Annotated in this window: 21 protein-coding genes and 1 pseudogene; 17 read left to right on the forward strand and 5 right to left on the reverse strand. The window is 65.8% G+C overall.

All coding sequences use genetic code 11. The features are described 5' to 3' along the window. The first annotated feature begins 1 nt into the window (after position 1). The 8 genes from AC1RWI_RS11990 (at position 2) to AC1RWI_RS12025 (ending at position 10,931) form a co-directional block, all read left to right on the forward strand. Entirely contained in the window at positions 2-1,078 is a 1,077-nt protein-coding gene (locus tag AC1RWI_RS11990; protein ID WP_492866596.1) for a branched-chain amino acid ABC transporter permease, read from the forward strand. 10 nt (positions 1,079-1,088) lie between these two features. Further along, positions 1,089-1,886: an ABC transporter ATP-binding protein gene (locus tag AC1RWI_RS11995; RefSeq protein ID WP_492866597.1), complete on the forward strand. Its 798-nt coding sequence runs from the start codon at positions 1,089-1,091 to the stop codon at positions 1,884-1,886. Beyond that, entirely contained in the window at positions 1,883-2,695 is an 813-nt protein-coding gene (locus AC1RWI_RS12000; protein WP_492866599.1) for an ABC transporter ATP-binding protein, read from the forward strand. The genes AC1RWI_RS11995 and AC1RWI_RS12000 overlap by 4 nt, the downstream gene beginning before the upstream one ends. Before the next feature lie 69 nt (positions 2,696-2,764). Further along, positions 2,765-4,594, forward strand: a complete 1,830-nt coding sequence (locus AC1RWI_RS12005; RefSeq protein WP_043358175.1) for an AMP-dependent synthetase/ligase — start codon at positions 2,765-2,767, stop codon at positions 4,592-4,594. A 43-nt stretch (positions 4,595-4,637) separates the two neighbouring features. After that, positions 4,638-6,968, forward strand: a complete 2,331-nt coding sequence (locus AC1RWI_RS12010; protein WP_492866601.1) for a 3-hydroxyacyl-CoA dehydrogenase NAD-binding domain-containing protein — start codon at positions 4,638-4,640, stop codon at positions 6,966-6,968. A 52-nt stretch (positions 6,969-7,020) separates the two neighbouring features. Then, on the forward strand, positions 7,021-8,193 hold the full coding sequence (locus tag AC1RWI_RS12015) for an ABC transporter substrate-binding protein (protein WP_492866603.1): 1,173 nt from the start codon (positions 7,021-7,023) through the stop codon (positions 8,191-8,193). A 35-nt stretch (positions 8,194-8,228) separates the two neighbouring features. Further along, on the forward strand, positions 8,229-9,878 hold the full coding sequence (locus AC1RWI_RS12020; protein ID WP_492866605.1) for a class I adenylate-forming enzyme family protein: 1,650 nt from the start codon (positions 8,229-8,231) through the stop codon (positions 9,876-9,878). 195 nt (positions 9,879-10,073) lie between these two features. Continuing rightward, positions 10,074-10,931, forward strand: a complete 858-nt coding sequence (locus AC1RWI_RS12025) for a helix-turn-helix transcriptional regulator (RefSeq protein ID WP_236702072.1) — start codon at positions 10,074-10,076, stop codon at positions 10,929-10,931. On the opposite strand, the gene AC1RWI_RS12030 is transcribed toward AC1RWI_RS12025, so the two are convergent. Beyond that, complete coding sequence (locus tag AC1RWI_RS12030; protein WP_492866607.1) at positions 10,928-12,544, reverse strand: class I adenylate-forming enzyme family protein; 1,617 nt, start codon at positions 12,542-12,544, stop codon at positions 10,928-10,930. The genes AC1RWI_RS12025 and AC1RWI_RS12030 overlap by 4 nt on opposite strands. Before the next feature lie 264 nt (positions 12,545-12,808). Here AC1RWI_RS12030 and AC1RWI_RS12035 point away from each other — a divergent pair, with 264 nt between their 5' ends. The 6 genes from AC1RWI_RS12035 (at position 12,809) to AC1RWI_RS12060 (ending at position 18,699) form a co-directional block, all read left to right on the forward strand. Continuing rightward, positions 12,809-13,060, forward strand: a complete 252-nt coding sequence (locus AC1RWI_RS12035) for a helix-turn-helix domain-containing protein (RefSeq protein WP_492866609.1) — start codon at positions 12,809-12,811, stop codon at positions 13,058-13,060. A gap of 2 nt (positions 13,061-13,062) precedes the next feature. Further along, positions 13,063-14,403, forward strand: a complete 1,341-nt coding sequence (locus AC1RWI_RS12040; RefSeq protein ID WP_492866611.1) for a type II toxin-antitoxin system HipA family toxin — start codon at positions 13,063-13,065, stop codon at positions 14,401-14,403. A 173-nt stretch (positions 14,404-14,576) separates the two neighbouring features. After that, entirely contained in the window at positions 14,577-15,752 is a 1,176-nt protein-coding gene (locus AC1RWI_RS12045; RefSeq protein WP_492866613.1) for an acyl-CoA dehydrogenase family protein, read from the forward strand. 19 nt (positions 15,753-15,771) lie between these two features. Further along, positions 15,772-16,152, forward strand: coding sequence for a HipA domain-containing protein (locus tag AC1RWI_RS12050; protein WP_043355206.1), 381 nt, complete (start codon positions 15,772-15,774; stop codon positions 16,150-16,152). Between the two features lie 140 nt (positions 16,153-16,292). Beyond that, positions 16,293-17,918, forward strand: coding sequence for a histidine kinase N-terminal 7TM domain-containing protein (locus tag AC1RWI_RS12055; protein WP_492866615.1), 1,626 nt, complete (start codon positions 16,293-16,295; stop codon positions 17,916-17,918). Positions 17,919-17,970: 52 nt separating this feature from the next. Continuing rightward, positions 17,971-18,699 carry a class I SAM-dependent methyltransferase gene (locus AC1RWI_RS12060; RefSeq protein ID WP_492866617.1) on the forward strand — a complete coding sequence of 243 codons (729 nt, stop codon included), beginning with the start codon at positions 17,971-17,973 and terminating at the stop codon, positions 18,697-18,699. A 241-nt stretch (positions 18,700-18,940) separates the two neighbouring features. Here the strand turns inward: AC1RWI_RS12060 and AC1RWI_RS12065 are convergent, their stop codons facing one another. The 4 genes from AC1RWI_RS12065 to AC1RWI_RS12080 form a co-directional block, all read right to left on the reverse strand. Beyond that, the gene (locus tag AC1RWI_RS12065; RefSeq protein ID WP_492866619.1) at positions 18,941-19,429 is read right to left on the reverse strand and encodes an acyl-CoA thioesterase; all 489 of its coding nucleotides are present in this window, start codon (positions 19,427-19,429) and stop codon (positions 18,941-18,943) included. After that, the gene (locus AC1RWI_RS12070; RefSeq protein WP_492866621.1) at positions 19,426-19,719 is read right to left on the reverse strand and encodes a hypothetical protein; all 294 of its coding nucleotides are present in this window, start codon (positions 19,717-19,719) and stop codon (positions 19,426-19,428) included. Before AC1RWI_RS12070 ends, AC1RWI_RS12065 begins: the two co-directional genes overlap by 4 nt. 73 nt (positions 19,720-19,792) lie before the next feature. Continuing rightward, on the reverse strand, positions 19,793-21,148 hold the full coding sequence (locus AC1RWI_RS12075; protein WP_043355215.1) for a 2-hydroxycarboxylate transporter family protein: 1,356 nt from the start codon (positions 21,146-21,148) through the stop codon (positions 19,793-19,795). 103 nt (positions 21,149-21,251) lie between these two features. Then, complete coding sequence (locus tag AC1RWI_RS12080) at positions 21,252-22,292, reverse strand: isocitrate/isopropylmalate dehydrogenase family protein (protein ID WP_492866623.1); 1,041 nt, start codon at positions 22,290-22,292, stop codon at positions 21,252-21,254. Between the two features lie 479 nt (positions 22,293-22,771). On the opposite strand from AC1RWI_RS12080, the gene AC1RWI_RS12085 reads away from it, so the two are divergent. From AC1RWI_RS12085 to AC1RWI_RS12095, 3 genes and pseudogenes are all read left to right on the forward strand, one after another. Continuing rightward, positions 22,772-23,512, forward strand: coding sequence for an ABC transporter substrate-binding protein (locus AC1RWI_RS12085; RefSeq protein ID WP_492866625.1), 741 nt, complete (start codon positions 22,772-22,774; stop codon positions 23,510-23,512). Between the two features lie 68 nt (positions 23,513-23,580). Beyond that, positions 23,581-24,378 carry an ABC transporter ATP-binding protein gene (locus tag AC1RWI_RS12090; RefSeq protein WP_492866627.1) on the forward strand — a complete coding sequence of 266 codons (798 nt, stop codon included), beginning with the start codon at positions 23,581-23,583 and terminating at the stop codon, positions 24,376-24,378. A 24-nt stretch (positions 24,379-24,402) separates the two neighbouring features. Then, positions 24,403-24,689, forward strand: a pseudogene (locus AC1RWI_RS12095) (ABC transporter permease); the annotation flags it as partial.

Below are 24,689 nucleotides of genomic sequence, written 5' to 3' on the forward strand. Positions count from 1 at the left end.
GATGCGATTCCTCTTCAAGACCGACTATCGCCAGGACCTGCGCCTGGCCAGGCACCCGGGCCATGTGTTCTGGTACGGCTTGCTGATGGCTTGCCTGCTGATCGCGCCGGGCTGGGCCAGCAGCTACTGGATCGCGCAGCTTGGCTTTGTGCTGATCTACGCCATTGCGGGCCTGGGCCTGATGGTGCTGTCCGGCTACACCGGGCTGCTGTCGATCGGACATGCGGCCTTCCTTGGCGTGGGCGCCTATACGCAGGCCTGGCTGACCAGCCACGGCGTGCCCTTCGTGCCGGCCTTGCTGGCCGCGGCTGCGCTGTCGGCACTGACGGGCATGGTGGTGGGACTGCCGGCGTTGCGCGTCAAGGGCATCTACCTGGCGATCGCCACGCTGGCCTTCGGCCTGATCGTCGAGGAGGTCCTGGCGCGCTGGGAGAGCGTGACCGGCGGCAATGCCGGCCTGCCGGTGGCCGCGCCGCAGCTGTGGGGCTATGTGCTTGACGGGCCGGTGGCGTTCTACTACCTGTCGCTCGCGGTTTGCCTGCTGGCCACGCTGGCCGTGCTCAACCTGCTGCGCAGCGCCACGGGGCGGGCCTTCATCGCCATCCGGGACTCGGAGATCTCGGCGCAGAGCATGGGCATCCACCTGGCGCGCTACAAGACCTTGTCGTTTGCGTTGTCCGCCGCGCTGGTTGGCATCGCGGGGGCGCTGTATGCCCACAAGCTGCGCTATATCTCGCCCGAGCAATTCGGCATTGCCCAGTCGATCGACTTGTTGCTGCTGGTTGTGGTGGGCGGGCTGGGCTCTGTGCATGGCGCGTTTCTTGGCGCGATCTTCCTGATCGTCATGCCGCAGATGATCGTGCTGGCGAAGGATCTCCTGCCGCCTGCCATCGGGCAGGCCAGCGGCCTGCAGGCGCTGGTGTACGGGCTGGTGCTGATGGCTTTCGTGCTGTTCGAGCCGATGGGGCTGTACGGACGCTGGCGCAAGATCCGCACATACCTGGAACTGTTTCCCTTCTATCGCCAGGGCATGTTCCGGCGCCAGAAGGCCTTCCAGCGCTCCGAGCGCCTGAAATAAGGAGGCCCGCATGACAGACACTCTTCTCAGCGTGCGCGACCTGTCGGTGCGCTTTGGCGGCGTGCTGGCGCTTGGCGGCGTGAGCTTCGATGTGCGGCGCGGCGAGGTCTTTACGCTGATCGGGCCCAACGGGGCCGGCAAGACCACGGTGTTCAACCTGATCAGCCGCATCTATCCACCCACCAGCGGCGAAATCCTGTGGCAGGGCAGCAGCCTGACACGGTTGCCGCCACACGCGATCGCCGCGCAGGGCATCGCGCGCACCTTCCAGAATATCGAGCTGTTCGAGCACGCCACGGTGCTGCAGAACCTGCTGATCGGCCACCACACGCATCGCGCCAGCGGCTTCTGGGCGGACCTGCTGTTTACCCCCGCCGCGCGCCGCTCGGAGCTGGCCGCGCGCCACACGGCCGAGGAGATGATCGAGCTGCTGGACCTGCAGGCGCACCGCGACGCGCTGGTGGCGGGCCTGCCCTATGGCGTGCGCAAGGTGGTGGAGCTGGCACGGGCCTTGTGCAGCAGCCCGCGGCTGTTGCTGCTGGACGAGCCGTCTTCCGGGCTGAATGTGGAGGAGACCGAGGACATGGCCTGGTGGATCCGCGATATCCAGAGCGAGCTGGGCATCACCGTGCTGATGGTGGAGCACGACATGAGCCTGGTGTCGCGCGTGTCGGACCGGGTGCTGGCGATGAACCAGGGCCAGGTGCTGGCGCAGGGCACGCCTGCCGAGGTCCAGGCGCACCCCGGCGTGATCGAAGCTTACCTGGGGACCGTGGACGACGTAGCCTCACTGCGGAGGGCGGCATGAACCTGATGCAAGGCGCAGACAAGATGCGCGAAATCCAGCACGCGCCAGTGCTCGCGCTGGCCAACGTGGAAAGCGCCTACGGCCCGGTCAAGGCGATCCGGGGCGTGAGCCTTGCCGTGCAGCGCGGCAGCATCGCCACCGTGCTGGGCGCCAACGGCGCCGGCAAGACCACCATCCTCAAGACCATTTCCGGCGTGCTGGACCCGACGCGCGGCAGCATCACCTTCAGGGGCGAGAGCATCGCTGCCATGGATCCGGCCCAGATCGTGCGGCGCGGCCTGAGCCACGTGCCCGAGGGCAGGGAGGTGTTCCCGCTGCTGTCGGTGCGCGACAACCTGCTGATGGGTGCCTATACGCGGCGCGACCGCGACGGCGTGGCGCGCGACATGGAGATGGTCTACGACTACTTCCCGGTGCTGCGCGAGCGTGCCGCGCAGGATGCCGGCCTGCTCTCGGGCGGCCAGCAGCAGATGCTGGCGATCTCGCGCGCGCTGATGGCCGCGCCGGAGCTGATCCTGCTCGACGAGCCCAGCCTGGGCTTGTCGCCAAAGCTCACCAAGGACATCTTCGAAATCGTGGTGCGCATCAACCGCGAGCGCGGCACCACCATCTTGCTGGTGGAGCAGAACGCCAATATGGCGCTCAACGCGGCGGACTATGGCTATGTGCTGGAGAACGGCCGCATCGTGGCCGAGGACACCTGCGCCGTGCTGCGCGAGAAGGACGACATCAAGGAGTTCTACCTGGGCATGAAGGACAACGGCGTGCGCGGCGAGCGCCGCTGGAAAAAGCGCAAGACCTGGCGCTAGCGCGCTAACCGATCACCAAGTCGAGAGCAATCAATGGCAAAGGCAATGACAATGGCGACGGCGCACACCATGCAGCCCCTTTCCGAAGCGGCATTCGAGACCCTGCCGCAGATGTTCTGGCACGCCGTGGCCCAGCGCGCCGACGCCGTGATGATGCGGCAAAAGGACCTCGGCGTCTGGCGCAGCTATCGCTGGCGCGAAGTGGGCGAGATCGTGGCCGATGTCGCCGCCGGCCTTGCCGAGCTGGGCCTGCAGGCAGGCGAGGTGGTGTCGGTGCTGTCCAGCACCAACCGCGAATGGGTGTGGAGCGACCTTGGCGCGCTCACCGCCGGTGCGGTGGTCAGCGGCATCTATCCCACCGACTCGCCTTCGCAGGTGGCGTATCTTTGCCACGACTCGGGCAGCGTCATGCTCTTCGCCGAGAACGAGGAGCAGCTCGACAAGTACCTGGAGGTGCGCGAGCGCCTGCCACGGCTGCGCAAGGTGATCGTGTACGACATGGAAGGGCTGGCCGGCTTCGATGACCCCGGCGTGCTCAGCTTTGACGCGCTGCTGGCGCTCGGCAGGCAAGCGCGGGCGCGGCAGCCGGGGTTGGTGGCGGCGCGGCTGGCCGCCGGCAGCGCCGACGCGCTGGCGGTGCTGGTCTATACCTCCGGCACCACGGGACGGCCCAAGGGCGCGATGTTGTCGCACCGCAATGTGCTGCGCAGCTGCCTGACGCTGCGCGAGTTCCTCCCGGCCACCACCATCGGCGAGCGCATGGCCTTCCTGCCGCTGTGCCACGTCTCGGAGCGGATCTTTGGCGAGTACTACTCAATCCTGTCCGGTGCCGTCGTCAACTTTGTCGAGAACCCCGACACCATCTTCGACAACATTCGCGAGATCCAGCCCGACGCCTTCCTGGCGGTGCCGCGGGTGTGGGAGAAGCTGTATTCCAGCGTGACCATCGCGGTCCGGGAAGCGACCCGCCTGCAGCGCTGGGCCTATGACTGGGCGCTGGCCGCCGGGCAGGCCCGCGTGCGCGAGGACGGGCAGGCAACGGTGTTGCCTCTGGCCGCGCGCCTGAAGCTCTGGCTGGCCGATACGCTGGTGCTGGGCAACGTGCGCCGCATGATGGGCCTGAACCGCGTGCAGCTGGCGGTGACCGGCGCGGCGCCGATCTCGCCCGACCTGATCCGCTGGTATATGGCGCTGGGCATCGTGCTGCACGAGCTCTGGGGCATGACCGAGATCACCGGCGCGGCTACCTGCAACCCGCCCGGGCGGACGCGCCCGGGCAGCATCGGCATTGCCTTGCCGCATACCGAGGTGAAGGTCTCGCAGGAAGGCGAGCTGCTGGTGCGGGGCCCGCAGGTCTTCATGGGCTACCTGAACCTGCCCGCCAAGACCGCCGAGACCATGGCCGATGGCTGGCTGCGCACGGGCGACGTGGGCCGGGTGGACGAGCAGGGCTACTTCTATATCACCGATCGCATGAAGGACCTGATCATCACCGCCGGCGGCAAGAACGTCACGCCATCCGAGTGGGAGAACCAGCTCAAGTTCAGCCCCTATGTGACCGACGCCGTGGTGATCGGAGACCGCCGGCCCTACCTGAGCTGCCTGGTGATGATCGACCAGGACAACGTGGAGCAGTGGGCGCAGGAACACGATGTGCATTTCTCCGACTACGGCTCGCTGTGCCGCAGCAAGGAGGTGATCGCGCTGGTGGGTCAGGAGATCGACCGTGTCAACAAGCAGTTCGCACGGGTCGAGCAGATCAAGGCATTCCGGCTGATCGAGACCCGCCTTGGCGCCGAAGATGAGGAACTGACGCCCACCATGAAGCTCAAGCGCAAGCTGGTCAACGACAAATACAGCGCGCTGATCGAGTCGATGTACCTGGCCAAGGTGGCCTGAACCCAAGGTGGCCTGAAAGCAAGCGGCCCCGACAGGAGGCGCCATGAGCGACGCAGACAAAGCGGTTCCCGTCAGCCTGGTCCGGCACGGCCGTATCGGCCTGCTGTGCATCGACCATCCACCGGTGAACGCGCTCTCGGTGGCGACGGTGGCGGGGCTGGATGCCAAGGTGGCCGCCTTCGAGGCCGATTCCTCCCTCGATGGCTTGCTGATCTGGTGCGCGGGCCGGACCTTCGTGGCGGGCGGCGACATCGCCCAGTTCGATGCCCCGGATTTCACGGCTGCGCCTTACAACCGTATCCTGGCCAGGATCGAAGCCAGCGAACGGCTGGTGGTGGCCGTGCTGCACGGCACCGCGCTGGGCGGCGGGCTGGAACTGGCGCTGGCGTGCCATTACCGCGTGGCCGTGCCCGGCACGCGGGTCGGGCTGCCCGAGATCAAGCTGGGGCTGCTGCCCGGCTCGCTGGGCTCCCAGCGGCTGCCGCGCGCCTGCGGGGCGGACCTGGCGCTGGACCTGATGCTGAGCGGGCGCATGCTCGACGCCGAGGCGGCGCTGGCCGCCGGCATCGTCGATGCGCTGGTGCCGGGCGAGCCGTTGGCCGCTGGCCTTCATTTTCTGGAAGGCCTGCTGGAGGGGCTGGCGCCGCCGCGCCGGCTGTCCACGCTGTCCGCGCCTGTTGCCGGGCTCCCGCCGGACTTCTTCGCGCGGGCCTTGCAGCGCGCCACGCAGGAGCGTGCGCGCTATCCCGCGGCAGCGGCAATTGTGCAAGCGGTGGAGGCGGCAGCGACGCTGCCGTTCGCCGAGGGCGAGGCGGTGGAGGCCGCCTTGCTTGCCGCCTGCGTGGCGTCGCCGGAATCGCGGGCGCTGCGCCACCTGTTCTTTGCCGAGCGCCAGGCGGCCCGCGTGCCCGGGTTGCCCTCGGGCACCACGCCGCGCGCGCTGCATACGGCCGGGGTGGTGGGCGCCGGCACCATGGGCAGGCGCATCGCCATGAGCCTGGCGGACGCCGGCTTGCCGGTAACGCTGGTCGAGGCCAGCGACGCGGCGCTGGCCAAGGGCCTGGCGTGCGTGCGCGCCCAGTACGAGGCCAGTGCCGCGGCCGGGTGGCTGCAGCCCGATCAGGTGGCCAGGCGCATGGGCCTGATCGCCGGCACGCTGGACTACGCCGCACTGGCCGGCTGCGAACTGGTGATCGAAGCGGTGGTGGAGGACATGGCGCTCAAGCAGCAGGTGTGCGCCCGTCTCGGCCAGACCTGCAAGCCCGGGGCAATCATTGCCACCAATACCTCCACGCTGGACGTGGAGGTGCTGGCCGAGGCCTGCGGCCGGCCGCACGATTTCGCCGGGCTGCATTTCCGCAACCCGGCCAATGGCGGGCGGTTGATCGAAGTGGTGCGCGGCAGCGCCACCGCGCCGGATGTGCTGATGACGGCCATGCACCTGGCCCGGCGGCTCGGCAAGGTAGCGGTGGTGACGGGCGTGTGCTTCGGCTTTATCGGCAACCGCATGGCCGAAGCCTACCTGCGCGAGAGCGAGTTCCTGCTCATGGAGGGCGTGAGCCCGGCGCGGCTGGATGCCGTGATGCAGGCTTACGGCATGGCGATGGGGCCGTGCCGCATGCTGGACCTGGCCGGGATCGACACGGGCGCCAGGATCGTGCTGGAGTACGGCAAGGCCGGGGGGCTGCCGCCGGATCCCGCCTATCGCGCGGTGGTGCGTACGTTGTTCATGCTGGGGCGGCTCGGCTGCAAGAGCGGCGCGGGCTACTACCGCTATCCGGACGGCGAACCGGTGGCGGACCCGGAGGCCGAGCGCATCTGCGCCGCGCTGGGCCGCGCGCACGGCATCGCCCGGCGCACCGACATGACCGATGCCGAGATCGTCGAGCGCCTGATTTTTCCGCTGATCAACGAGGCCGCCAAGCTGCTGGAGGAGGGCGTGGCCTGCCGGCCCGCAGACATCGACATGGTGTGGACCGCCGGCTATGGCTTTCCCGATTATCTCGGGGGCCCTGTGTGGCAGGCGGACAGCATTGGCCTGCCCCGCGTCAAAGCCGGGCTGGAGCGCTACGCCCGCCTGCGCGGCAATCCTTACGACTACTGGGACATCTCCCCCTTGCTGGCGGCGCTGGCGCAAAGCGGGCAGCGCTTGTCCGACTGGTCCGCACCGCCGCCCGCAGCCGAAGCCCCAGCCGATGCCGCGGCACCGGGCGGCCAGGCACAGGGCCATGCGCCTATCTCCCATGCGCCTATCTCCCATGCGCCTATCTCCCAGGCGCCTATCTCCCAGGCGCCTATCTCATTTCCGCCGGACTCGCGGTCCGTGCAAAGCAGGATCCAGTCGGGACCCAAGCCGCCGCAGAGCGTGCATTGAAGCCAAGGCAACCACCAAGAAAGCAACGAACCGATAAGACAAGGAGACAACCATGATCTTGAAGACCACCATCGCCGCCATTGCGCTCGCGCTCAGCGCCGGCGCGAGCGCGCAGACGCGCGGCGTCACCGACAAGGAAATCGTGCTCGGCCTGATCACCGATATGTCAGGCCCGATCGTCAACTACGGCAAGGAGTCGCGCAACGGCATGACCATGGCCGTGGAAGAGATCAACGCCCGCGGCGGCGTGCAGGGCCGCAAGCTGCGGGTGGTGGTGGAAGACAATGGCTACGAGCCCAAGCGGGCCGTGCTGGCCGCGCAGAAGCTGGTCACGCAGGATGGCGTGTTTGCCATCATCGGCCACCTGGGCACCGCGCCCAATATGGCCACGCTGCCGTTCCTGGTGCAAAGCAAGGTCTTCAACTTCATGCCGCAGAGCGCCGCGCGCGACATGTATGAGCCGGCCAGCCCATACAAGATCGCGCTGGGACCGTCCAACTTCCTGATGTCCACCACCATCATGGATTATTTCTTCAAACAGAAGCCCTACCAGCGGGTGGGCGCGCTGTACCAGGACGACGACTACGGGCGGGAATCCGTGGAAGGCGTGCAGGCCTACCTCAAGAGCAGGAACATGACCCTGGTGGAGAAGGTGTCGTACAAGCGCGGCGCCACCGATTTTTCCTCGCAGATGGCGCGGCTCAAGGCGGCTAACTGCGACCTGGTGTTCAACGCCTCCACGATGCGCGAGTACATCGCCTCCGTCCAGGAAGCGCGCAAGATTGGCTTCAACCCGGTCTTCGCCGGCACCTCGGCCAACTACGCGCACCAGGTGCCATTGCTGGGCGGCAAGGCCATGGAGGGCCTGCATGCGGCAGCCTTCATCATGCTGCCCTATGCGGACGATGCAAACCCGGCGGTACGGCAATGGGCAGCCGCCTACAAGAAACGCTTCAATGAAGACCCGGGCGTGTACTCGATGTTCAGCTACTACGCCTACACCACCTTCGCCACCATCGCCGACAAGGCCGGGCGCAACCTGAGCGCGGAGTCCTTCAATGCCGTCATGGAGTCGACCAAGCTACCGCAGGACGCGCTGGGCAACCCGGGCTTCAATGTCTCCGCCAGCAACCGCCTGAGCAACGACCGCATCCGCATCATGAAGGTGGCTGGCGACAAGTGGATCCCGGCCAGCGACCTGCTTGCGCCGCCCAAGATGAACTGAGCGCGCGCGGCATCCATGAGCAACCGGAGACAACCATGAGCACGGCAACGGAACAGGCGCGCGAGCGCATCGGGCGCATCGCCCTGGGCGATGTGATCCACCGTGGCGCCCGGCGCTTCGGCGCCCGGACCGCATTGATCGAGGGCGACCACAGTCTTAGCTATACAGCGCTGAACGCCGCCACCAACCAGTTTGCCCACTACCTGCTGGCCCAGGGCATGCGCAGCGCGGAGCGTGTCGGCATGCTGTGCAACAACTCGATCGACATGATCGTGGCGCTGCTGGGCATCCAGAAAGCAGGCATGGTGTGGGTGCCGATCAACACGGCGCTGGCGCCGGATGCGATCCAGTACATCCTGGAACACGCGCAAGTGACGCGCCTGGTGGCGGACGCGTCCGTGCTGGCGCGGCCCGGCATCGGCGAGCTGGTCGCGGCGTCGCGCATTGCCGTCGTGTTGCTGGAGCCGGCGGGCGAGGTGGCCGATGAGATGGCCGGGCTGGCCGGGTTGGCCGGGTTAGCCATTACCCGGCATGCCGACGCGCTGGCCGGCCAGCCGGCCACGCTGCCGGATGTGGACATCGCCAGCGGCCAACTGGCGCAGATCATGTACACCAGCGGCACCACCGGCCCGCAAAAGGGTGTCATGCACTCCCACGCCTCGGTGCATTCGGTGCTGGCGGCCAACCTGGTCGATACCGGCTGCGGGACGGCGAGTGAAGTCTTTACCTGCCTGCTGCCGATGTTCCACTGCGCGCAGCATGGCAATACCATGAGCGCGCTGCTGGGCGGCCATGCCGTGGTGATCGGGCGCGGCTTCGATCCGGCCCGGGTGCTGGCGGACCTGGCCCGGCACCGCGTCACCGTGGTGGTGGCGCTGCCGATGATGTACCGGGCCATGCTGGAGCACCCGCGGTTCGCCGCGACCGATCTCTCCAGCGTGCGGCTGTGCATCTACGGCATGGCGCCGCTGCCCAAGAACCTGCTGCTGCGCCTGCTTGATGCGTTCTGCCCCAACTTCGTCCTGTGCTCGGGCCAGACCGAGATGTATCCGGCGGCCACCATTTTCGAGGCGCAGGAGCAGCGCAAGCGCTTTGGCGCCTTCTGGGGCGTGGGCACGGTGGTCAACGAGGTGGCGGTGATGAGCGACGACGGCCGGCTGCTCGGCCCGGGCGAGCCCGGCGAGATCGTGTTTCGCGGGCCGAACGTGATGCTGGGCTATTACAAGGACCCCGAGGCTACCGCCCGCGTGCAGCGCTTTGGCTGGCATCACTCCGGCGATCTTGGCGTGCTGGACGACGATGGCCAGTTGCTTTTCCTCGACCGGATCAAGGACATGATCAAGAGCGGCGGCGAAAACGTGCCCTCGATCAAGGTCGAGGAAGTGTTGCTGCGCCATGCCGCCGTCGCTAATGTGGCGGTGGTTGGGCTGCCGCATGCGCGCTGGGGCGAGGCGGTGACGGCCTTCGTGACCCTGAAGCCCGGCGCGCGGGTCGAGGAGGACGAACTGGGCGCGCACTGCAAGGCCCACCTGGGCGGCTTCGAGGTGCCCAAGGCGGTGCTGCTGCTGGCGGCATTGCCGGCCACGTCCACCGGGAAGATCCAGAAGTTCGCGTTGCGCCAGCGGTATCGCGAGCATTACGATGAGCACCACGAAGCGCACCATGAGCACCATGACAAGGGCTGAGCACCGGGCCCGCCTGCGGCCGGCATAGCCACCTGACATAGCCACCTGACGCAAGACGTAGCCGGTAGCCCCGGCTACGCTGCTTTTTGCGTCGCATTTTTGCATCGCATCATGGCGGCGCACCGAGAGCAAATAACCAGCAGGCCTGACGACGCCCCCATCGGGGCGCGGACGGTGCCAGCAGGAGACAAGGACATGCAGATGCAAGCACCAGGCATTGCGTGCCCGCCAGCGACGACCGTGGCGCCTGGCGCCCGGAACGGCGCCGGCCGGGTGATGTGGCTCACCCCCGACAGGCTGTTTTACGCCGGCCTGCTTGGCTCGCCTTCGGTCCGCACCATGGGTGGGCTGTTGATTTACGTGGCGTTGCGCGCCCCTATCCGCATCCGGTTTGACGACGGACCCTGGGCATCCACGGAACTGGCGGTGGTGCCGGCGTACATGCCGCACTCGGTCGCTTGCGACGACCGCATGATCTGCGACCTCGCACTGGAAGCGGAGAGCATCGACCTGGCGCGCCTGCCGCCGGTGATACGCGAGCGGGCAGGGCCGGTGGACGATCCGGCCTTTGTGCGCCATGTGCGCCAGGCGCATGCCTACCTGAGCGAGCGCGGCCGGGAGCTGGAACTGCAGGCGGACAGCTTCGACCAGATCTTCTTCGGGCACGCGCTGGCGCCGCGCAAGCTGGACCCGCGTATCGAGGCCGCGGTGCAGCGCATCCGCAATGCGCCGTCTGCCACGGCCACGGCCGAGTCATGCGCCGCATCGGCCCATCTGTCCTTCTCGCGCTTCCTGCATTTGTTCAAGGAGGATGTCGGCACGCCGTTTCGCAGCTTCCGGACCTGGAAGCGCGCCCGCAGCCTGCTGCACTATGTCACCCAGGACTCCAACCTGGCCCATGTGGCGCTCGATGCCGGCTATCCGGACTCCACCCACTTCAGCCATTCCATCCGCCAGGCCTTCGGGCTCAAGCCCAGCGATATCTTTGCCGGCTCGCGCAAGCTCGCCCTGATTGGCGAGCGTGCGGAGGTGGGCAGCGGCATGCCCGGCTAGGCGCGCCGGGCAGGGGTATCCGGCGCGCCCTCAGTACGCAAGGCCGCCTTATGGATCTTGCCGGCCGGCGTGAGCGGCAGCGCTTCGCGCAGCACTACCTGGCGCGGCACCTTGTAATCGGCCAGGCGGGTCCCGCAGTACGCGCGGATTTCCTGCTCGGAGACCTGGCAGCCTGGCTTGGGCACGATGTAGTAGCGGCCGATCTCGCCCAGCACGGGGTCGGGCACGCCGATGCCGGCGACCATCATCACCGCCGGGTGCCGCGCGATCACGCCTTCGATCTCGGCCGGATAGACGTTGAAGCCGCCCTGGATATACATATCCTTCTTGCGTCCCTTCAGGTGGATATAGCCGCGTTCGTCCACAAAACCCAGGTCACCCGAGTGCAGCCAGCCCTGGGCATCGAATCCATCCTCCCCGGCCGCGCCGCCGACGTAGCCCGGGCAAACGCCCGCGCCACGGTAACAGAGCTCGCCGATTTCGCCCGTGGCCAGGCTTTCGCCGGCAAACGAGACCACCCGCACCTCGGCGCTGTCGAACACGCGGCCGATCGATTGCATCAGGTCCTGCCGCTGCGCGTCCCAGGGCGTCATGACGATCGCCCCGGAGGATTCCGAGAGGCCGTACAGGTTCATCACCGTCGCCTGCGGCATGCGGGCCTGCAGTTGCTCCAGCAGGGCGGCATCCACGGTGGCGCCGCCCACGATCACGAGCCGCACGGAGGAGAAATCCACCTTGGCCGAGTCGGGGTGCATCAGCAGCAACGTGGCCATGGTTGGCACGCCCGAGAAGATGGTGGGCGGGTGCTGGCGCATCCTGGCGAGCACCAGGTCCGCCTTGAAGGCTGGCACGAGGTCGCAAGTGCCGCCGCCCAACAGGAAGTTCAGCACCCCGCAGGTGATGCCGCCCACGTGGTTCAAGGGCAGGGCCAGCTGGATCTGGTCGGCCTCGGTCGTGCGCACATGGCGCGCTTGCGCCAGGGCCGCCGCCAGCATGCTGCGGTGGGACAGTCCCGCACCCTTTGGCCGCCCGGTGGTGCCCGAGGTGTAGATCACCATGGCCAGGTCCTGCGGCACGACCTGCGCCTCGGCGGCTGCCAGCACGGCCGGGTCCGGCGCGGTAGCCAGCAGCGTGGAAAGCCGCAGTGAGCTGGTGTCGGCCGATGGCGCCGTGTCGATTGGGTCGATTGGGTCGATCAGCACCACATGCGACAAGCCCGGCATGCGCGGCGCCAGCCGTGCCAGCATGCCTGGAAAATCAAAGCCCTCGCACTCCGGCACCGTGAAGACCGCCTTGACCGCGCTGTCGTTGACCATATGCTCGATCTCGTTGTCGCGGTAGCGCACGCTCAGGCCCACCACCGCCACGCCGATGCGGCTTGCGGCAAAGAACAGTTGCAGCCACTCGATCTGGTTCAGGCCGATCACGCCGATGCGCTCGCCACGGGCGATGCCCAGGCCAAGCAGCCCGCAGGCAAGCCGCGCGGAGCTGGCCTCCATCCCGGCAAAGCTGTGGGCCTGCTGCCCGCAGAGGTAGGCGGTGCGCTGGCCCCACCGCTGGCTGGCCTGGCGAAGGGCGGCACCAATGGTGGCGGGCGGCGGGTTGGCAGTCATGCGGACTCTCCTGGCGTTGGATGGCAAATTGGATGCGGCAAAGACCCGGGGCAGGTCAGAGCGGCAAGCGTAGCCAAGTAGCGTGGGGCAAGGCTTGCGGAAAGTGGCTGGGTCGCTGCGCAAGGCGGCAGCGTCATCGCGGTGGACATGGGTTACGCATGACATGGGTAATTGAAAAATACCCATTTAGTTGGTATTTGCAATTTACCCATATTGTTTGTAAAGTGAGATTACGCATTTGATGGGTAACTCCGGATCACCAAGATGAAACAGCTGCTCACCACCCCTAGCCAGCTCGGGCAAGTGCTGCAATCCGCACGGCGCGCCGCCAAGTTGTCGCAGACGGACCTGGCCGTGCGGCTGGATGTCAGCCAGAGCCGCATCTCCCACATGGAGCTCAACCCGGGCAGCATCAGCGCCGACCAGTTGCTGGCGCTGATCGGCGTCCTCGGCCTGGAACTCGTCGTGCAGGATAGGCGCGCGGCGGGCGCCGAAGCCTCGCCGGTGGAGTGGTAGCCATGGGCCGCAGATCGCATGCGCGGGCGTTGTCGATATGGGCCAATGGCGAGCGGGTAGGGACGTGGCGCATCCCCACGCGGGGCGACATGGCGTTGCAGTACGACCCAGGCTGGCTGGCCTCGCCCGCCGGACGCCCACTTTCCCTGTCGCTTCCCTTCGGTGTAGATACCTCCCCGCTCAAGGGCGACCGGGTGCGCAACTACTTCGACAACCTGCTGCCCGACAGCGACGCCATCCGCAAGCGCCTGGCCACGCGCTTCAAGGCGGCAACCACGGAAGCCTTCGACCTGCTGGAAGCCATCGGCCGCGATTGCGTCGGCGCCGTGCAATTGCTCGGCGAGAACGAACAGCCGGTAGGCCATGACCGCATCGACGGCACGCCGCAATCCGACTCCGACATTGAGAAGCTGCTGCGGCAGACGGTCAGCCCCGCCGGCATGGGCGCGCAGGACGATGCCGACGACTTCCGCATCTCCCTGGCCGGCGCGCAGGAAAAGACCGCGTTGCTGTGGCACGGCAACCAGTGGATGAAGCCCCACGGCGCCACGCCCACCACGCACATCCTCAAGCTGCCGCTCGGGCTGGTGGGCAACAAGCGGGCCGACCTCAGTACCTCGGTCGAGAACGAGTGGCTCTGCCTGACCATCCTCGCCGCCTATGGCCTGCCGGTGGCGCATAGCGAAATCAAGACCTTCGCCAGCCAGAAGGTCCTGAGCGTGCAGCGCTTCGACCGGCAGATGCATTCCTCGGGAGGCTGGATCCTGCGCCTGCCGCAGGAGGATTTCTGCCAGGCGCTCGGCGTCGCCCCGCACCTGAAGTACGAAGCGGACGGCGGCCCGGGCATGCGCGACATCGCCCAGATCCTGCGGCAATCCACCCATGCCGACGAAGACCTGGAGATCTTCCTCGCCACGCAGATCCTGTTCTGGATGCTGGCGGCGCCCGATGGGCATGCCAAGAATTTCAGCATCCGCCTGCTGCCGGGCGGGCGCTACCGGATGACGCCGCTCTATGACGTGATGTCGATCTGGCCGGTGGTTGGCTTTGGGGCAAACCAGTGGTCATGGCACAAGGCCAAGCTGGCCATGGCGGTGGCCGGCAAGAACCGGCACTACCTGTTCAAGGACGTGCAGCGCCGGCATTTCAACGCCATGGCGCCCAAGTGCTTCCACGGCCCGGATGCGGAAGGCATCATCCAGCGGCTCGTTGCGCAGACGCCGGCGGTCATTGCCACGGTCAGCGCCGCCTTGCCGGACGGCTTCCCGCAAAAGGTGGCGGACAGCATCCTGCAAGGGCTGGAGGCATCCGCCCGGCAGCTCGATCGCATGCCGCCTGGCTAAGTGGTTAAGTGGTTAAGTGGTTGGTTGGGGTCTGGCGGGGCCAACCACTTTGCGCAAGACGAAGCGCACGGCGCGGCCTATGGTCGAGGGATGCCGGCTTGCATGCCGCACGCCACCCCCGACCCGAAAGCCCACTGACAGCCCCACCGACAGCTCCATTAACAGGACCCACGATGAGCCTCCTGACCCTGCCGCCCCTTGCGCACTATTTCACCGCCGAGCACGCGCAGTTCCGCAGCACGCTGCGCGACTTCGTCGCCCGCGAGCTCACACCCTACGTGAATGACTGGGACGAAGCCGGGACCTTTCCCCGCGCGCTGTACCGCCGCGCCGGGGAAGTCGGCCTGCTCGGGCTCGGTTACCCGGAACACTTCGGTGGCACGCCCGGCGACATCTTCTATCACCTGATCCAGGCCGAAGAGTTTGCCCGCTGCGGCTCCGGCGGCGTCAACGCGTCGCTGCACTCCCACTCCATCGGCGTGCCGCCCATCGTCGCGGCCGGCAGCCAGGCGCTGCAGGAACGCGTGCTGCCCGCGGTCATCGCTGGCGACAAGATCGCCGCCCTGGCCATTACCGAGCCCGGCGGCGGCTCCGACGTGGCCAGCCTGAAGACCACCGCCGTGCGCGACGGCGACCACTACATCGTCAACGGCGAGAAGACCTTCATCACCTCCGGCATGCGCGCCGATTTCATCACCACCGCGGTGCGCACCGATCCCGCCAACAAGGGCGCAGGCGGCATTTCCCTGCTCCTGATCGAAGGCAACCCGCCCGGCCTGACCCGCACCGAACTCAAGAAAATGGGCTGGCTCGCCTCCGACACCGCCCACCTGCATTTCGACAACTGCCGGATCCCGGCCGCCAACCTGATCGGCGAAGAGAACCGCGGCTTCCAGGTCATCATGCGCAACTTCAACGCCGAGCGGCTGGGGATGAGCGCCAGCGCCTATGGCTATGCCGAAGCCTGCCTGCACGAAGCACTCGACTGGGCGCGCCAGCGCAGCACCTTCGGCCACCCGCTGGTGGAGCGCCAGGTGATCCGCCACAAGCTGGTCGACATGGCCCTGCGCATCGAAGCCGCCCGCAACCTCGTCTACGACCTGGCTTACCGCGTGCAGCACCAGGCCGGCGACCCGGCGCAACTGGTGGCACGCACCTGCATGGCCAAGATCCAGGCCACCCAGGCCATGCAGTTCTGCGCAGACCAGGCCGTGCAGATCCTGGGCGGCATGGGTTTCATGCGCGGCACCCTGAGCGAGCGGGTGTACCGCGAGGTCAAGGTCATGATGATCGGCGGCGGGTCGGAGGAAATCATGAAAGACCTGGCCGCGCGGCAGTTGGGGTTTTGAGGGAGGAGCGCGGAGTGGGGTGGGGGCCAGCCTTGCACCGTTCTACGATATCGTCAGCACCGTGGTGTACGACACCAAGAACTTTCGCGACACCGCGCCGTACTGGCCGGATTCCGAATTGTCCATGCCGATCGGGGCCGCCAGGCACTACGGCGACCTCCAGCGCACCGACCTGATTCAAGCGGGGCAGGAACTTGGCTTGAGTCCAACGGCGGCGGCCTATGAGCTCGACGCAGTGATGGCTGCCGTAGCGCAGGCCACGAATGAGGTCCGGTCGCAAGTCGAAGCTGAGGCCACGCCGGATGGCGGCGAGGCCCGGCTGCTCGATGCCATCCTGGCCATGCCGCTCAAGGAGATGTCCGATCGGCTTAGACGGCCAGTTCGAAGTCCGGCCGCATAGCTGCCTGCACAAGAGCGCATTCGTCCAGGCAAGCGCCTCAGTCTTTCCGCGACACGGATCGGCCGCGCTGCGCCGCTTTATAATCCGACCGGAGAATCCACCGCTGGCGCTGCCGGCGGGCGTGTCCTGGAACCGGCCGAATGCCTTCGTACCCCCTTGTCCTCTGCCTCACCTTTGCGGTCGTCGGAAGTCTGACGGTTGCCGTCGCAACCTGGACACGGCGGGACGATCCCATCGTCAAGGCCTTCCTGGCGCTGGCCCTGGGGAGCGCGCTATGGAGCGGCGGCCGCCTGCTCGAGTTGAACTCCGTCGACCTGGAAACCCGCATCCTGTGGGCCAAGGTGCAATATGTCGGCATTGTCGCCGTGCCCATCGGCTGGCTCTGCGCCATCGTCCAGCTCAGCCGGCCAAGATTCGTCATCCCTTGGTCGCTGCTATCCCTGCCCATCGTCATCAATATCGTGACGCTGGCCCTGGTCTTTACCAACGAACGGCATCACCTGATCTGGACATCGATCCGGCTGGTGCCGGGGGGCGCACCGCCGGGCGCCGTCTTCGGCCATGGCCCGGGATACGCCGCTGCGGCTGCCTACACCTACCTGCTGTTGCTGATCAGCGTTTACTTCCTGCTGACGGCCCGGGTGCCAAACAGCAGCCTGCCCCGCGGGGGAAGGGCGGTGCTTGCGGGCGGCCTGGCGTTGCCGCTGGTGGCCAATATCGCGTACTTGCGCGGATGGACGGGTCCGCTGGGCGGCGACCTGACCCCCGCCACCTTCGCGGTGACGGCGGTGCTGGTGTGGGTATGCGCGCTGCGCAGGCACCTGGATGACGTTGGCCACTACGCCAGGCTCAGGGTCTTCGATGCCTTGCAAGAGGGTTGCGTGATCGTGAATGCCAACGACATCATCGTCGACTTCAACCCTGCCGCGCGGCGCCTGCTGGCGGGGGTAGAGCGGGGCAGCGCGTTTCCGCCTGCCTGGCGGGACGCGATTGCCGCCAGCCGCAGCGGCGCACCCGGCAGCGGCGGCTCGCACCTGATTTCGCAGGCGCGCGTCGACTACGAGCTCACCGTGGATTCGGTGCGCAACCTGCACCGGCAGCCGGTCGGGATCATTGTGTTCCTGCGCGACGTCACGCGCTTTCGCTCGCGCGAGCATGCGTTGACGGAGGAAAACTCCAGCCTGGCGGTGCGGCTCGGCGAGACCGAGGAAAAGCTCTCGCGCATCGAGGCGGACCTGTATCGCGATGCGCTCACCGGCGCGCTCAACCGGCGCTACTTCCAGCGCGAGGCCGCCGTCGCGATAGCCGACGCGTTTGAGCGCGGCATTCCCGTCGGCCTGCTGATCATCGACGTCGATTACTTCAAGCAGTACAACGATCTCCACGGCCACGTGCACGGCGACGAATGCCTGCGCCGTGTTGCCGCCGCCATCGGCGAAGCCATGCGCAACGGCCCCAGCGACTTCTGCGCCCGCGTTGGCGGCGAAGAGTTCGTCATCGTGCTGCCGGCGATCGCGCCCGCCGAGACGCGGGAAGTCGGCTTGCGCCTGCTCAATGCCGTGCGCTCGCTGGCGCTGCCGCACGGCGGCTGGCCAGAGCACCCGTGCGTCACCATCAGTGTCGGCGCGGTTTGCGAAATCCCGGCGTCGCCGTCGCTGGAGTTCCTGCTCGAAAAGGCCGACGCTGCCATGTACCAGGCCAAGCGCAACGGCCGCGACCGCTTCATGATGCACGACCCGGTGGCGTCGTCTGTGTACCCGGGCTGACTGTCTTTCATGGATTGGCCTGACCGGCCATCATCTCAGGGGTACCCCACGCATGTCATTCGGCGAATCCGCAGCCATCTACAACCAGGCACGCCAGTCCTACAGCACGGCAGTGATGGACAAGGTCGCAGATATTCTGGCGGCCGCACAGACGCAAGCCATCCTCGACATCGGATGCGGCACGGGCATCGCCACCCGGCAACTGACCGCGAGCGGCTTTCGCCCGGTCGGGATCGACGTTGACCCTGACATGATCGACGAGGCGCGCCGGCTGGGGCGGGCGGGCGCGTACCACGTAATGGGTGCCGATCGCCTGGATTTTGCCGATGCGGCATTCGGCGGGGCTACCGCCTTCGGCGCGTTCCACTGGTTCTCGGACGGTGCATCAGTGCGCAACATCCGCCGTGTATTGATGCCAGGCGCGGCCTTCGCCGTCGTCAACAAGAACGACGCAGGCGATTTTCGAGAGGCCATCGTTGACATTGTCGGCCGCCACGTGGCACTGAGCCACGCGCGGCCCAAAGCCGAGTACCAGCCTGCCGGGACGCTGGCCGCCGGCGGTTTTCACGCGGTCCGGGAAGAACGGATCCAAACGATGGAGTCGCTCACCATCGACCAGGCGGTTGCGCATGCGCGGTCGATGCGTTTGTGGGAAGAGGTGCCGACATCGCTCCACGCCGCCATTGAGGCCGACCTGCGTGACTACGTGGAGCGGCATCTTGATGCATCCGGAATGTTGCCGCGGCCGCTTGTCGTGACGATAGTTTCGGGATGCCGGTAGCGGCCGGGCGGGCGTACTGGCGAAGCTTGCCGCGCGGATCCGCAGCGCCGTGGGCGACGAGGCCGTGTAGCAGGCAGCTCACGCCTTCGGCTTGAGCATGTGTTCGTCCAAGCTCAGGCGCAGGCGCCCGGCGTCGACGCGCCGGCCACGGCAGGGCCAATCATCCGCGCTCGCTTTTGGGCGCATATTTGGACATGCATTCCGGAATGAAATGCATTGGATGATGACGGCGCTATGCCGTCTAGACTGCCGCAATGGCTTCCGCGGCCTGGCAGCGGGCACCGAGTTCCTGGCGGATAGTCCGTCTGATTTGGGCTGCAGCAAAGCGCCTTTTTTCTTCCGCTGTCGTCAGCACTAACGGCGTTACTGCGACCGGCTTGCGCTCGGCGTCGACCGCGACCATTGTGAAGAAGCAGCTGTTCACGTGCCGCGTCTGCTGCGAGCAAATGTTTTCGGCCAGCACCTTGATTCCGATCTCCATGGAAGACGTGCCCGTGTAGTTGACGCTGGACAGAAATGTGACAAGTTCGCCAACGTGTATCGGCTCCAGAAACGTAACTCGATCAACGCTCAACGTGACCACATAGCGCCCGGCGTATCGACTTGCGCAAGCATAAGCGTTCTGATCGAGAAGTTTCAGAATCGCTCCTCCATGGACGTTGCCAGAAAAGTTTGCCATATCCGGTGTCATCAGCACGGTGGTCGTGAGTTGCGAGTTCGAAGTGCTCATGCAATTTCCTCGTTGTTAGCGAATGCGCGCACGGCATGAAAGGCATCAATGCGTGATTCGATATGCTGCTTGACCCGCTGGGTGCGACCATCGTGGTATTTGTTCAGGACCGCGTGTGGCACGAGCGAGTCGACCTCAATCAATGAGGTCTCGCGCTGGTCCGGAATGACGGTGAGCACCTGTAGCCTCGCACGACATTGGTTGACCATGCCGATGGAGTGAGCAAGTACCTCTTCGCAGCGCTCGCTCAAGTCCGTCGCATAGAAAATAGTCCGGATGTCGTTGTGCATACGAGGCTTCTCTCAAGGTGCATGGCCAACTATGCACACCCGCGCCAACCGTCAGTACGCCGATATCTGCGCATCACCCCATATGCGCCAGCACGATCAGCGTAAGCGTCACGACGATCGCGCCGCCGATGCGCGTGGCGATCTGCGCAAACGGCATCAGCGTCATCCGGTTGGCAGCCGTCAGGATCGCGACGTCACCGGTTCCGCCCTGCCCGCTGTGGCATGCGTTCACGATCGCCGTATCGATCGGATGCATCTTCAGCATCCGCGCAACCACGAAGCCCGTGCCCATCAGCGTCGTCACGGTCGCGACGATCGTTACGATGTTGGCGAGCGTGAACGCGGCGATCAGCTTGTCCCACGGTGTCATCGCCACGCCGATCGCGAACAGCAGCGGATAAGTCACCGCCGTCGAAAAGAACTTGTAGACGACGAAGGCACCTTCCTGCAGCGGTGGAGACACGGCACGGGTGATCTTGACCAGCACCGCGAGGAACAGCATGGCGACCGGCGCCGGCAGCCCGAACAGGTTGCGGCACATCAGCCCGAGCAGGTACAACGTAATGGCCGTGATCCCCGCCGCCGCGATATGGGTGACGTCGATATGCCCGCGAATCTCCTCCTGAACCGGGTCCATTTCGTCTTCTTCGCCGACTTGCAGGCGCCCTTCGCCGGTGAGGTGCGGAAAGCGCTTGCCAACCTTGTCGAGCACGCCGGACAGGATGATCGCGGTGAGGCTGCCAAGCATCACGGGCGGCAGCACTTGCGCGAACAGGTCGCCCTGAGGCAGATGGAGGATCTCCGAGTACCCGATCGACAGCGGAATCGCGCCTTCGCCGACACCGCCCGCCATGATCGGCACCACGATGTAGAAGAACGTATGGTGCGCGCCGAGTCCAAGCGCCGTGCCCACGGCCGTCCCGACGATGCCGGCTGCGATCGAGCCGACCGCTAGTGGAATGAATATCTTGATGAAGCCCTGTATCAGCACCCTTCGGTCCATGCTGAGAATGCTGCCAACGATGATTGACGCGATGAACAGATACAGGAAGTTGGTGGACTTGGTGAACTCCGTCGTGAGGCTCAGGATCGGCTTGGGCAGCAGGTGATAGTAAGTCAGCGCCGACGGAATGAAGGTCGCGAAGATCGCAGCGGCACCGATGTTGCGAATGATCGGCAGGCGTTTGCCGATTTCCGCACAGGTGAAGCCAAAGAAGGCGAGCACGGCGATCGCCATCGAGATCTCGCCGGGGACCTTGCCAGTGACTGCGAAGCCCGCGATCAGCGCGAGCAGGATCACGTAAACCGGCAGCGGGATGATACCGATCCGGAACTCCATTAACTTCCACCAGCCTTCGGGCCAGAAGCGCGGCTTGATTGCGGTTTGCTGCGCCTCGGCGGGAGGTAAAGTATGTGAGGTGGTTTGCATGAAGTGTCTCCTTGCGGTTGAAGGCCGGTGCTGCGGTACAACGAAACTATCCAGCAGCCCGGCCCTTGGTCTGATCATCGGTATGGCGTTCGGAACTCGCGCCTCAGCGGGACAAAGCGATGCGCTTCGCCACGGCGTCGGCAAAATGCAGCGTGGAGGCCGTGCCCTTGAGGTCGCCGGTCTTCACCTGATCCACGTTGAGCGTCTGCTCGATGGCCTGGCGCAGCCGCAAGGCCATGTCCTGTCGGCCAACGTGCTCGAGCATCAGGCCAGCGGCAAGCATCAGCGAAATCGGATTGGCGATGCCCTTGCCCGCAATATCGGGAGCCGAGCCGTGCACGGCTTCGAAGATTGCCGCATGCTCGCCGATATTGGCGCCCGGCGCCATGCCTAGCCCGCCCACCAAACCGGCGATCTGGTCCGACAGAATGTCACCGAACAGATTGGTACAGAGCAGCATGTCGAACTGCCAGGGGTTCAGCACCAGTTGCATGGCGCAGGCATCGACAATGCGGTCGTCCATGATCACGCGATCGGCGTAGTCCTTGGCCACCTCACGCGCGGCATCAAGGAAGATGCCGGTCAGGGCCTTGAGGATATTGGCTTTGTGTACCACCGTGATCTTCTTGCGCGCGTTCCTGACGGCATACTCGAAGGCGAAGCGAGCAATTCGCCGGCACGCGTCGCGCGTGTTGGTGCCGGTGGACACCGCCACCGCATGCGGATCGTCGCCGACCGGAATGTAGTAATCATGCGCCACGTAGAAACCGCCCACGTTCTCGCGCACTAGCACTAAGTCAATATCCTCGAAGCGTCCCGGCACCAGCGTGCGGGCCGGCCGCACATTGGCATAGAGATTGAATGCCTCGCGCAGGCGCACATTGACCGAGCGAAAGCCACCCCCCACCGGCGTGGTCAGTGGTCCCTTGAGGGCGAGGCCGGTGCGGCGGATGCTGTCCAGCGTAGCGTCCGGCAGCGGATCGCCGCCGCACTCGATACCAGCCATGCCGGCCTGCTGGATGTCCCACGCGAAGGGGGCGCCGAGCGCGTCGAGGACCTTGACGGTTGCCTCCACCACTTCTGGTCCGATTCCATCGCCAGGGATCAGGGTGGTGGGGATTTTTTCGCTTGCGCGGTATTCCATCTATTTTCCTATTGCGATGTGAGAGACTGCACCGGCTAGCCGTGTGGCATACGCGCTCCTTAGCAACGGCGCGAGCCATGGCAGTCTCATTGAAGTTTGTCGGCCGGCCTGTGCCCTTGGGTCAGGAGCGCCTCTTGTGGTGAAGGGACGCGAAACGCGTCCGCCAGCGAGGTCCTAGCTCTTGCGCCGGCTATGCCTTGCGAACCGGACGTGGCCTTCTGCTGCCGGAATTGCTGGCTGATTCAGCCAACCACGGGCCAGATTCTACGAAGGGAAGGCTGTCAACTACCTGTCAATGCGGCTGCTATGTCCTCGGGACTTTCCCTTAACGGTGGAGAAAGCTGGCTGAAGGATTTCGCTGCCTAGAATGAGTCGACCTCAGTGCGGTGGCCCGGGCAAGCATGGCAGAGGTCGCCCGGGTACCAGGACCCGCAACGGCTCGGTTGCCGGGCCCGGGCACCCAAACAAAGGAGACAGGCATGAATGCAATCAGCAAGGGCGTGTTCGCGGTCATGTTCGCAACGCTGGCGGCGGCGGGCACGGTTCGCGCGGCCGATGGCAAGCTGTCGATCATGGTGGGCGGCGCGACCAAGATCATCTACCTGCCAGCCAGGCTGACCGAGCAGCTGGGCTACTTCAAGGAGGAGGGGCTCGACGTCGAGATCCTCTCGAAGCCGGCCGGGGTCGACGCCGAAAACGAACTGCTGGCCGGCGCGGTGCAGGGCGTGGTGGGCTTCTACGATCACACCATTGACCTGCAGAGCAAGGGCAAGGAAGTAGAGGCCGTGGTGGTGTTCGGCAAGGTGCCGGGCGAGGCGCAGGTGCTGGTCGACATGCGCACGGCCGAGGGCACCACCCAGGCACTGGGCGGGCTTTATCCGGCCTCCAGCCTTTATATGCAGCGCGCCTGGGTGGAAGGGCACAAGGAGCAGGTGCAGAAGCTGACGCGCGCCTTCGTCAAGACCATGCGCTTCATCAAGGCCCACAGCGCCGAGGAGATCGCGCAGAAGATGCCCAAGGACTACTACGGCAATAACCGCGAGCTCTACGTCAAGGCCCTGGGCGCCTCGCTGCCCATGTTCACGGACGACGGCAGGATGCCCGCCGGCGGCCCCGAAACGGTGCTCAAGGTGCTCGCCTCATTCGATCCGACCGTTAAAGGCAAGCATGTCGAGCTCAATCGTACCTACTCCAACGAGTTTGTCGAACGGGTCAAATGAACCGGTGGATTGACCCCGTGATGTCACAACCCGCCCGCGCCACCGGCCGGCGGCAGCAAGGATTCTCCATGATCAAGACAACGTCACCAGACACCCCGGCTATCGAGTTCGAGCGTGTCTCCTGCCGGTACATTTCACCCGATGGCACCGCCACCGTCGCACTGCGAGACTTCTCGATGCGTGTGGGCAAAGGCGAGTTCGTCGCCATCGTTGGGCCGACCGGCTGCGGCAAATCGACCACCCTCAGCCTGATCACAGGGTTGCTCAAGCCCAGCGCGGGCGAGGTCCGCCTGAATGGCAATCGCGTCAACGGGATCGATCCGAGCATCGGCTTCGTGTTCCAGGCCGACGCGGTCTTTCCCTGGAACAAGGTATTGCACAACGTCGCCGCCGGACCGCTCTTCCGCGGCAGCAGTAAGGACACGGCCTACGCCCTGGCCGAACAATGGTTGCGCAAGGTCGGGCTGGCCAAGTTCGCCAACCACTACCGGCACCAGCTCTCGGGCGGCATGCGCAAGCGCGTGGCGCTGGCGCAGACCTTCATCAACAATCCTCAGATCCTGCTGATGGATGAGCCCTTTAGCGCGCTCGACATGCAGACCCGCACGCTGATGCAGGACGAGTTGCTGCAGCTGTGGTCACAAAACACCGGCTCGGTGGTGTTTGTCACGCATGACCTGGAAGAGGCCATCGCCTTGGCCGATCGGGTCCTCGTGCTGACGGCGCGCCCGGCCACGCTCAAGCGCGTCTACGAGATCAACCTGCCGCGTCCGCGCGTGACCTCGGAGATCCGCTATGACAAACGCTTTGTCGAACTGTCACGTGAGATCTGGGCGGACCTGCGCGAGGAAGTCCACATCGATTAGTGGACTGGCCAAGAACCTAAGACAATGGAAGTGACAATGGAAGCAATGACCGCGATTTCCGATGAGATTTTCGAGCGCGAGGCCAAGCGCAGCATAAACAAACGGTACTGGCTGATCGTCAGTTTGCGCATCGGCCTGCTGGTGGCAGGACTGGGCGGCTGGGAGCTGGCGGGACGGATGAACTGGATCGATCCCTTCTTCTTTTCCACGCCGACGCTGATTGCCGCGCAGATTTACGACTGGTTCGTCAACGGCACCTCGCAGGGACCGCTGCTGGCCCAGGTGGCGGTCACGCTGGAAGAGACCGGGCT

It is taken from the genome of Cupriavidus sp. MPR-AND1C, from assembly GCF_058809705.1.

Bases quoted from the DNA above. Each gene is read 5' to 3' on its own strand.
- AC1RWI_RS12000 (WP_492866599.1), top strand. From the start codon at position 1,883: ATGAACCTGATGCAAGGCGCAGACAAGATGCGCGAAATCCAGCACGCG.
- AC1RWI_RS12010 (WP_492866601.1), top strand. From the start codon at position 4,638: ATGAGCGACGCAGACAAAGCGGTTCCCGTCAGCCTGGTCCGGCACGGC.
- AC1RWI_RS12020 (WP_492866605.1), top strand. From the start codon at position 8,229: ATGAGCACGGCAACGGAACAGGCGCGCGAGCGCATCGGGCGCATCGCC.
- AC1RWI_RS12045 (WP_492866613.1), top strand. From the start codon at position 14,577: ATGAGCCTCCTGACCCTGCCGCCCCTTGCGCACTATTTCACCGCCGAG.
- AC1RWI_RS11990 (WP_492866596.1), top strand. From the start codon at position 2: ATGCGATTCCTCTTCAAGACCGACTATCGCCAGGACCTGCGCCTGGCC.
- AC1RWI_RS12030 (WP_492866607.1), bottom strand. From the start codon at position 12,544: ATGACTGCCAACCCGCCGCCCGCCACCATTGGTGCCGCCCTTCGCCAG.
- AC1RWI_RS12060 (WP_492866617.1), top strand. From the start codon at position 17,971: ATGTCATTCGGCGAATCCGCAGCCATCTACAACCAGGCACGCCAGTCC.
- AC1RWI_RS12090 (WP_492866627.1), top strand. From the start codon at position 23,581: ATGATCAAGACAACGTCACCAGACACCCCGGCTATCGAGTTCGAGCGT.
- AC1RWI_RS12065 (WP_492866619.1), bottom strand. From the start codon at position 19,429: ATGAGCACTTCGAACTCGCAACTCACGACCACCGTGCTGATGACACCG.
- AC1RWI_RS12055 (WP_492866615.1), top strand. From the start codon at position 16,293: ATGCCTTCGTACCCCCTTGTCCTCTGCCTCACCTTTGCGGTCGTCGGA.
- AC1RWI_RS12040 (WP_492866611.1), top strand. From the start codon at position 13,063: ATGGGCCGCAGATCGCATGCGCGGGCGTTGTCGATATGGGCCAATGGC.
- AC1RWI_RS12075 (WP_043355215.1), bottom strand. From the start codon at position 21,148: ATGCAAACCACCTCACATACTTTACCTCCCGCCGAGGCGCAGCAAACC.
- AC1RWI_RS12070 (WP_492866621.1), bottom strand. From the start codon at position 19,719: ATGCACAACGACATCCGGACTATTTTCTATGCGACGGACTTGAGCGAG.
- AC1RWI_RS12005 (WP_043358175.1), top strand. From the start codon at position 2,765: ATGCAGCCCCTTTCCGAAGCGGCATTCGAGACCCTGCCGCAGATGTTC.
- AC1RWI_RS11995 (WP_492866597.1), top strand. From the start codon at position 1,089: ATGACAGACACTCTTCTCAGCGTGCGCGACCTGTCGGTGCGCTTTGGC.
- AC1RWI_RS12080 (WP_492866623.1), bottom strand. From the start codon at position 22,292: ATGGAATACCGCGCAAGCGAAAAAATCCCCACCACCCTGATCCCTGGC.
- AC1RWI_RS12015 (WP_492866603.1), top strand. From the start codon at position 7,021: ATGATCTTGAAGACCACCATCGCCGCCATTGCGCTCGCGCTCAGCGCC.
- AC1RWI_RS12025 (WP_236702072.1), top strand. From the start codon at position 10,074: ATGCAGATGCAAGCACCAGGCATTGCGTGCCCGCCAGCGACGACCGTG.
- AC1RWI_RS12085 (WP_492866625.1), top strand. From the start codon at position 22,772: ATGAATGCAATCAGCAAGGGCGTGTTCGCGGTCATGTTCGCAACGCTG.
- AC1RWI_RS12035 (WP_492866609.1), top strand. From the start codon at position 12,809: ATGAAACAGCTGCTCACCACCCCTAGCCAGCTCGGGCAAGTGCTGCAA.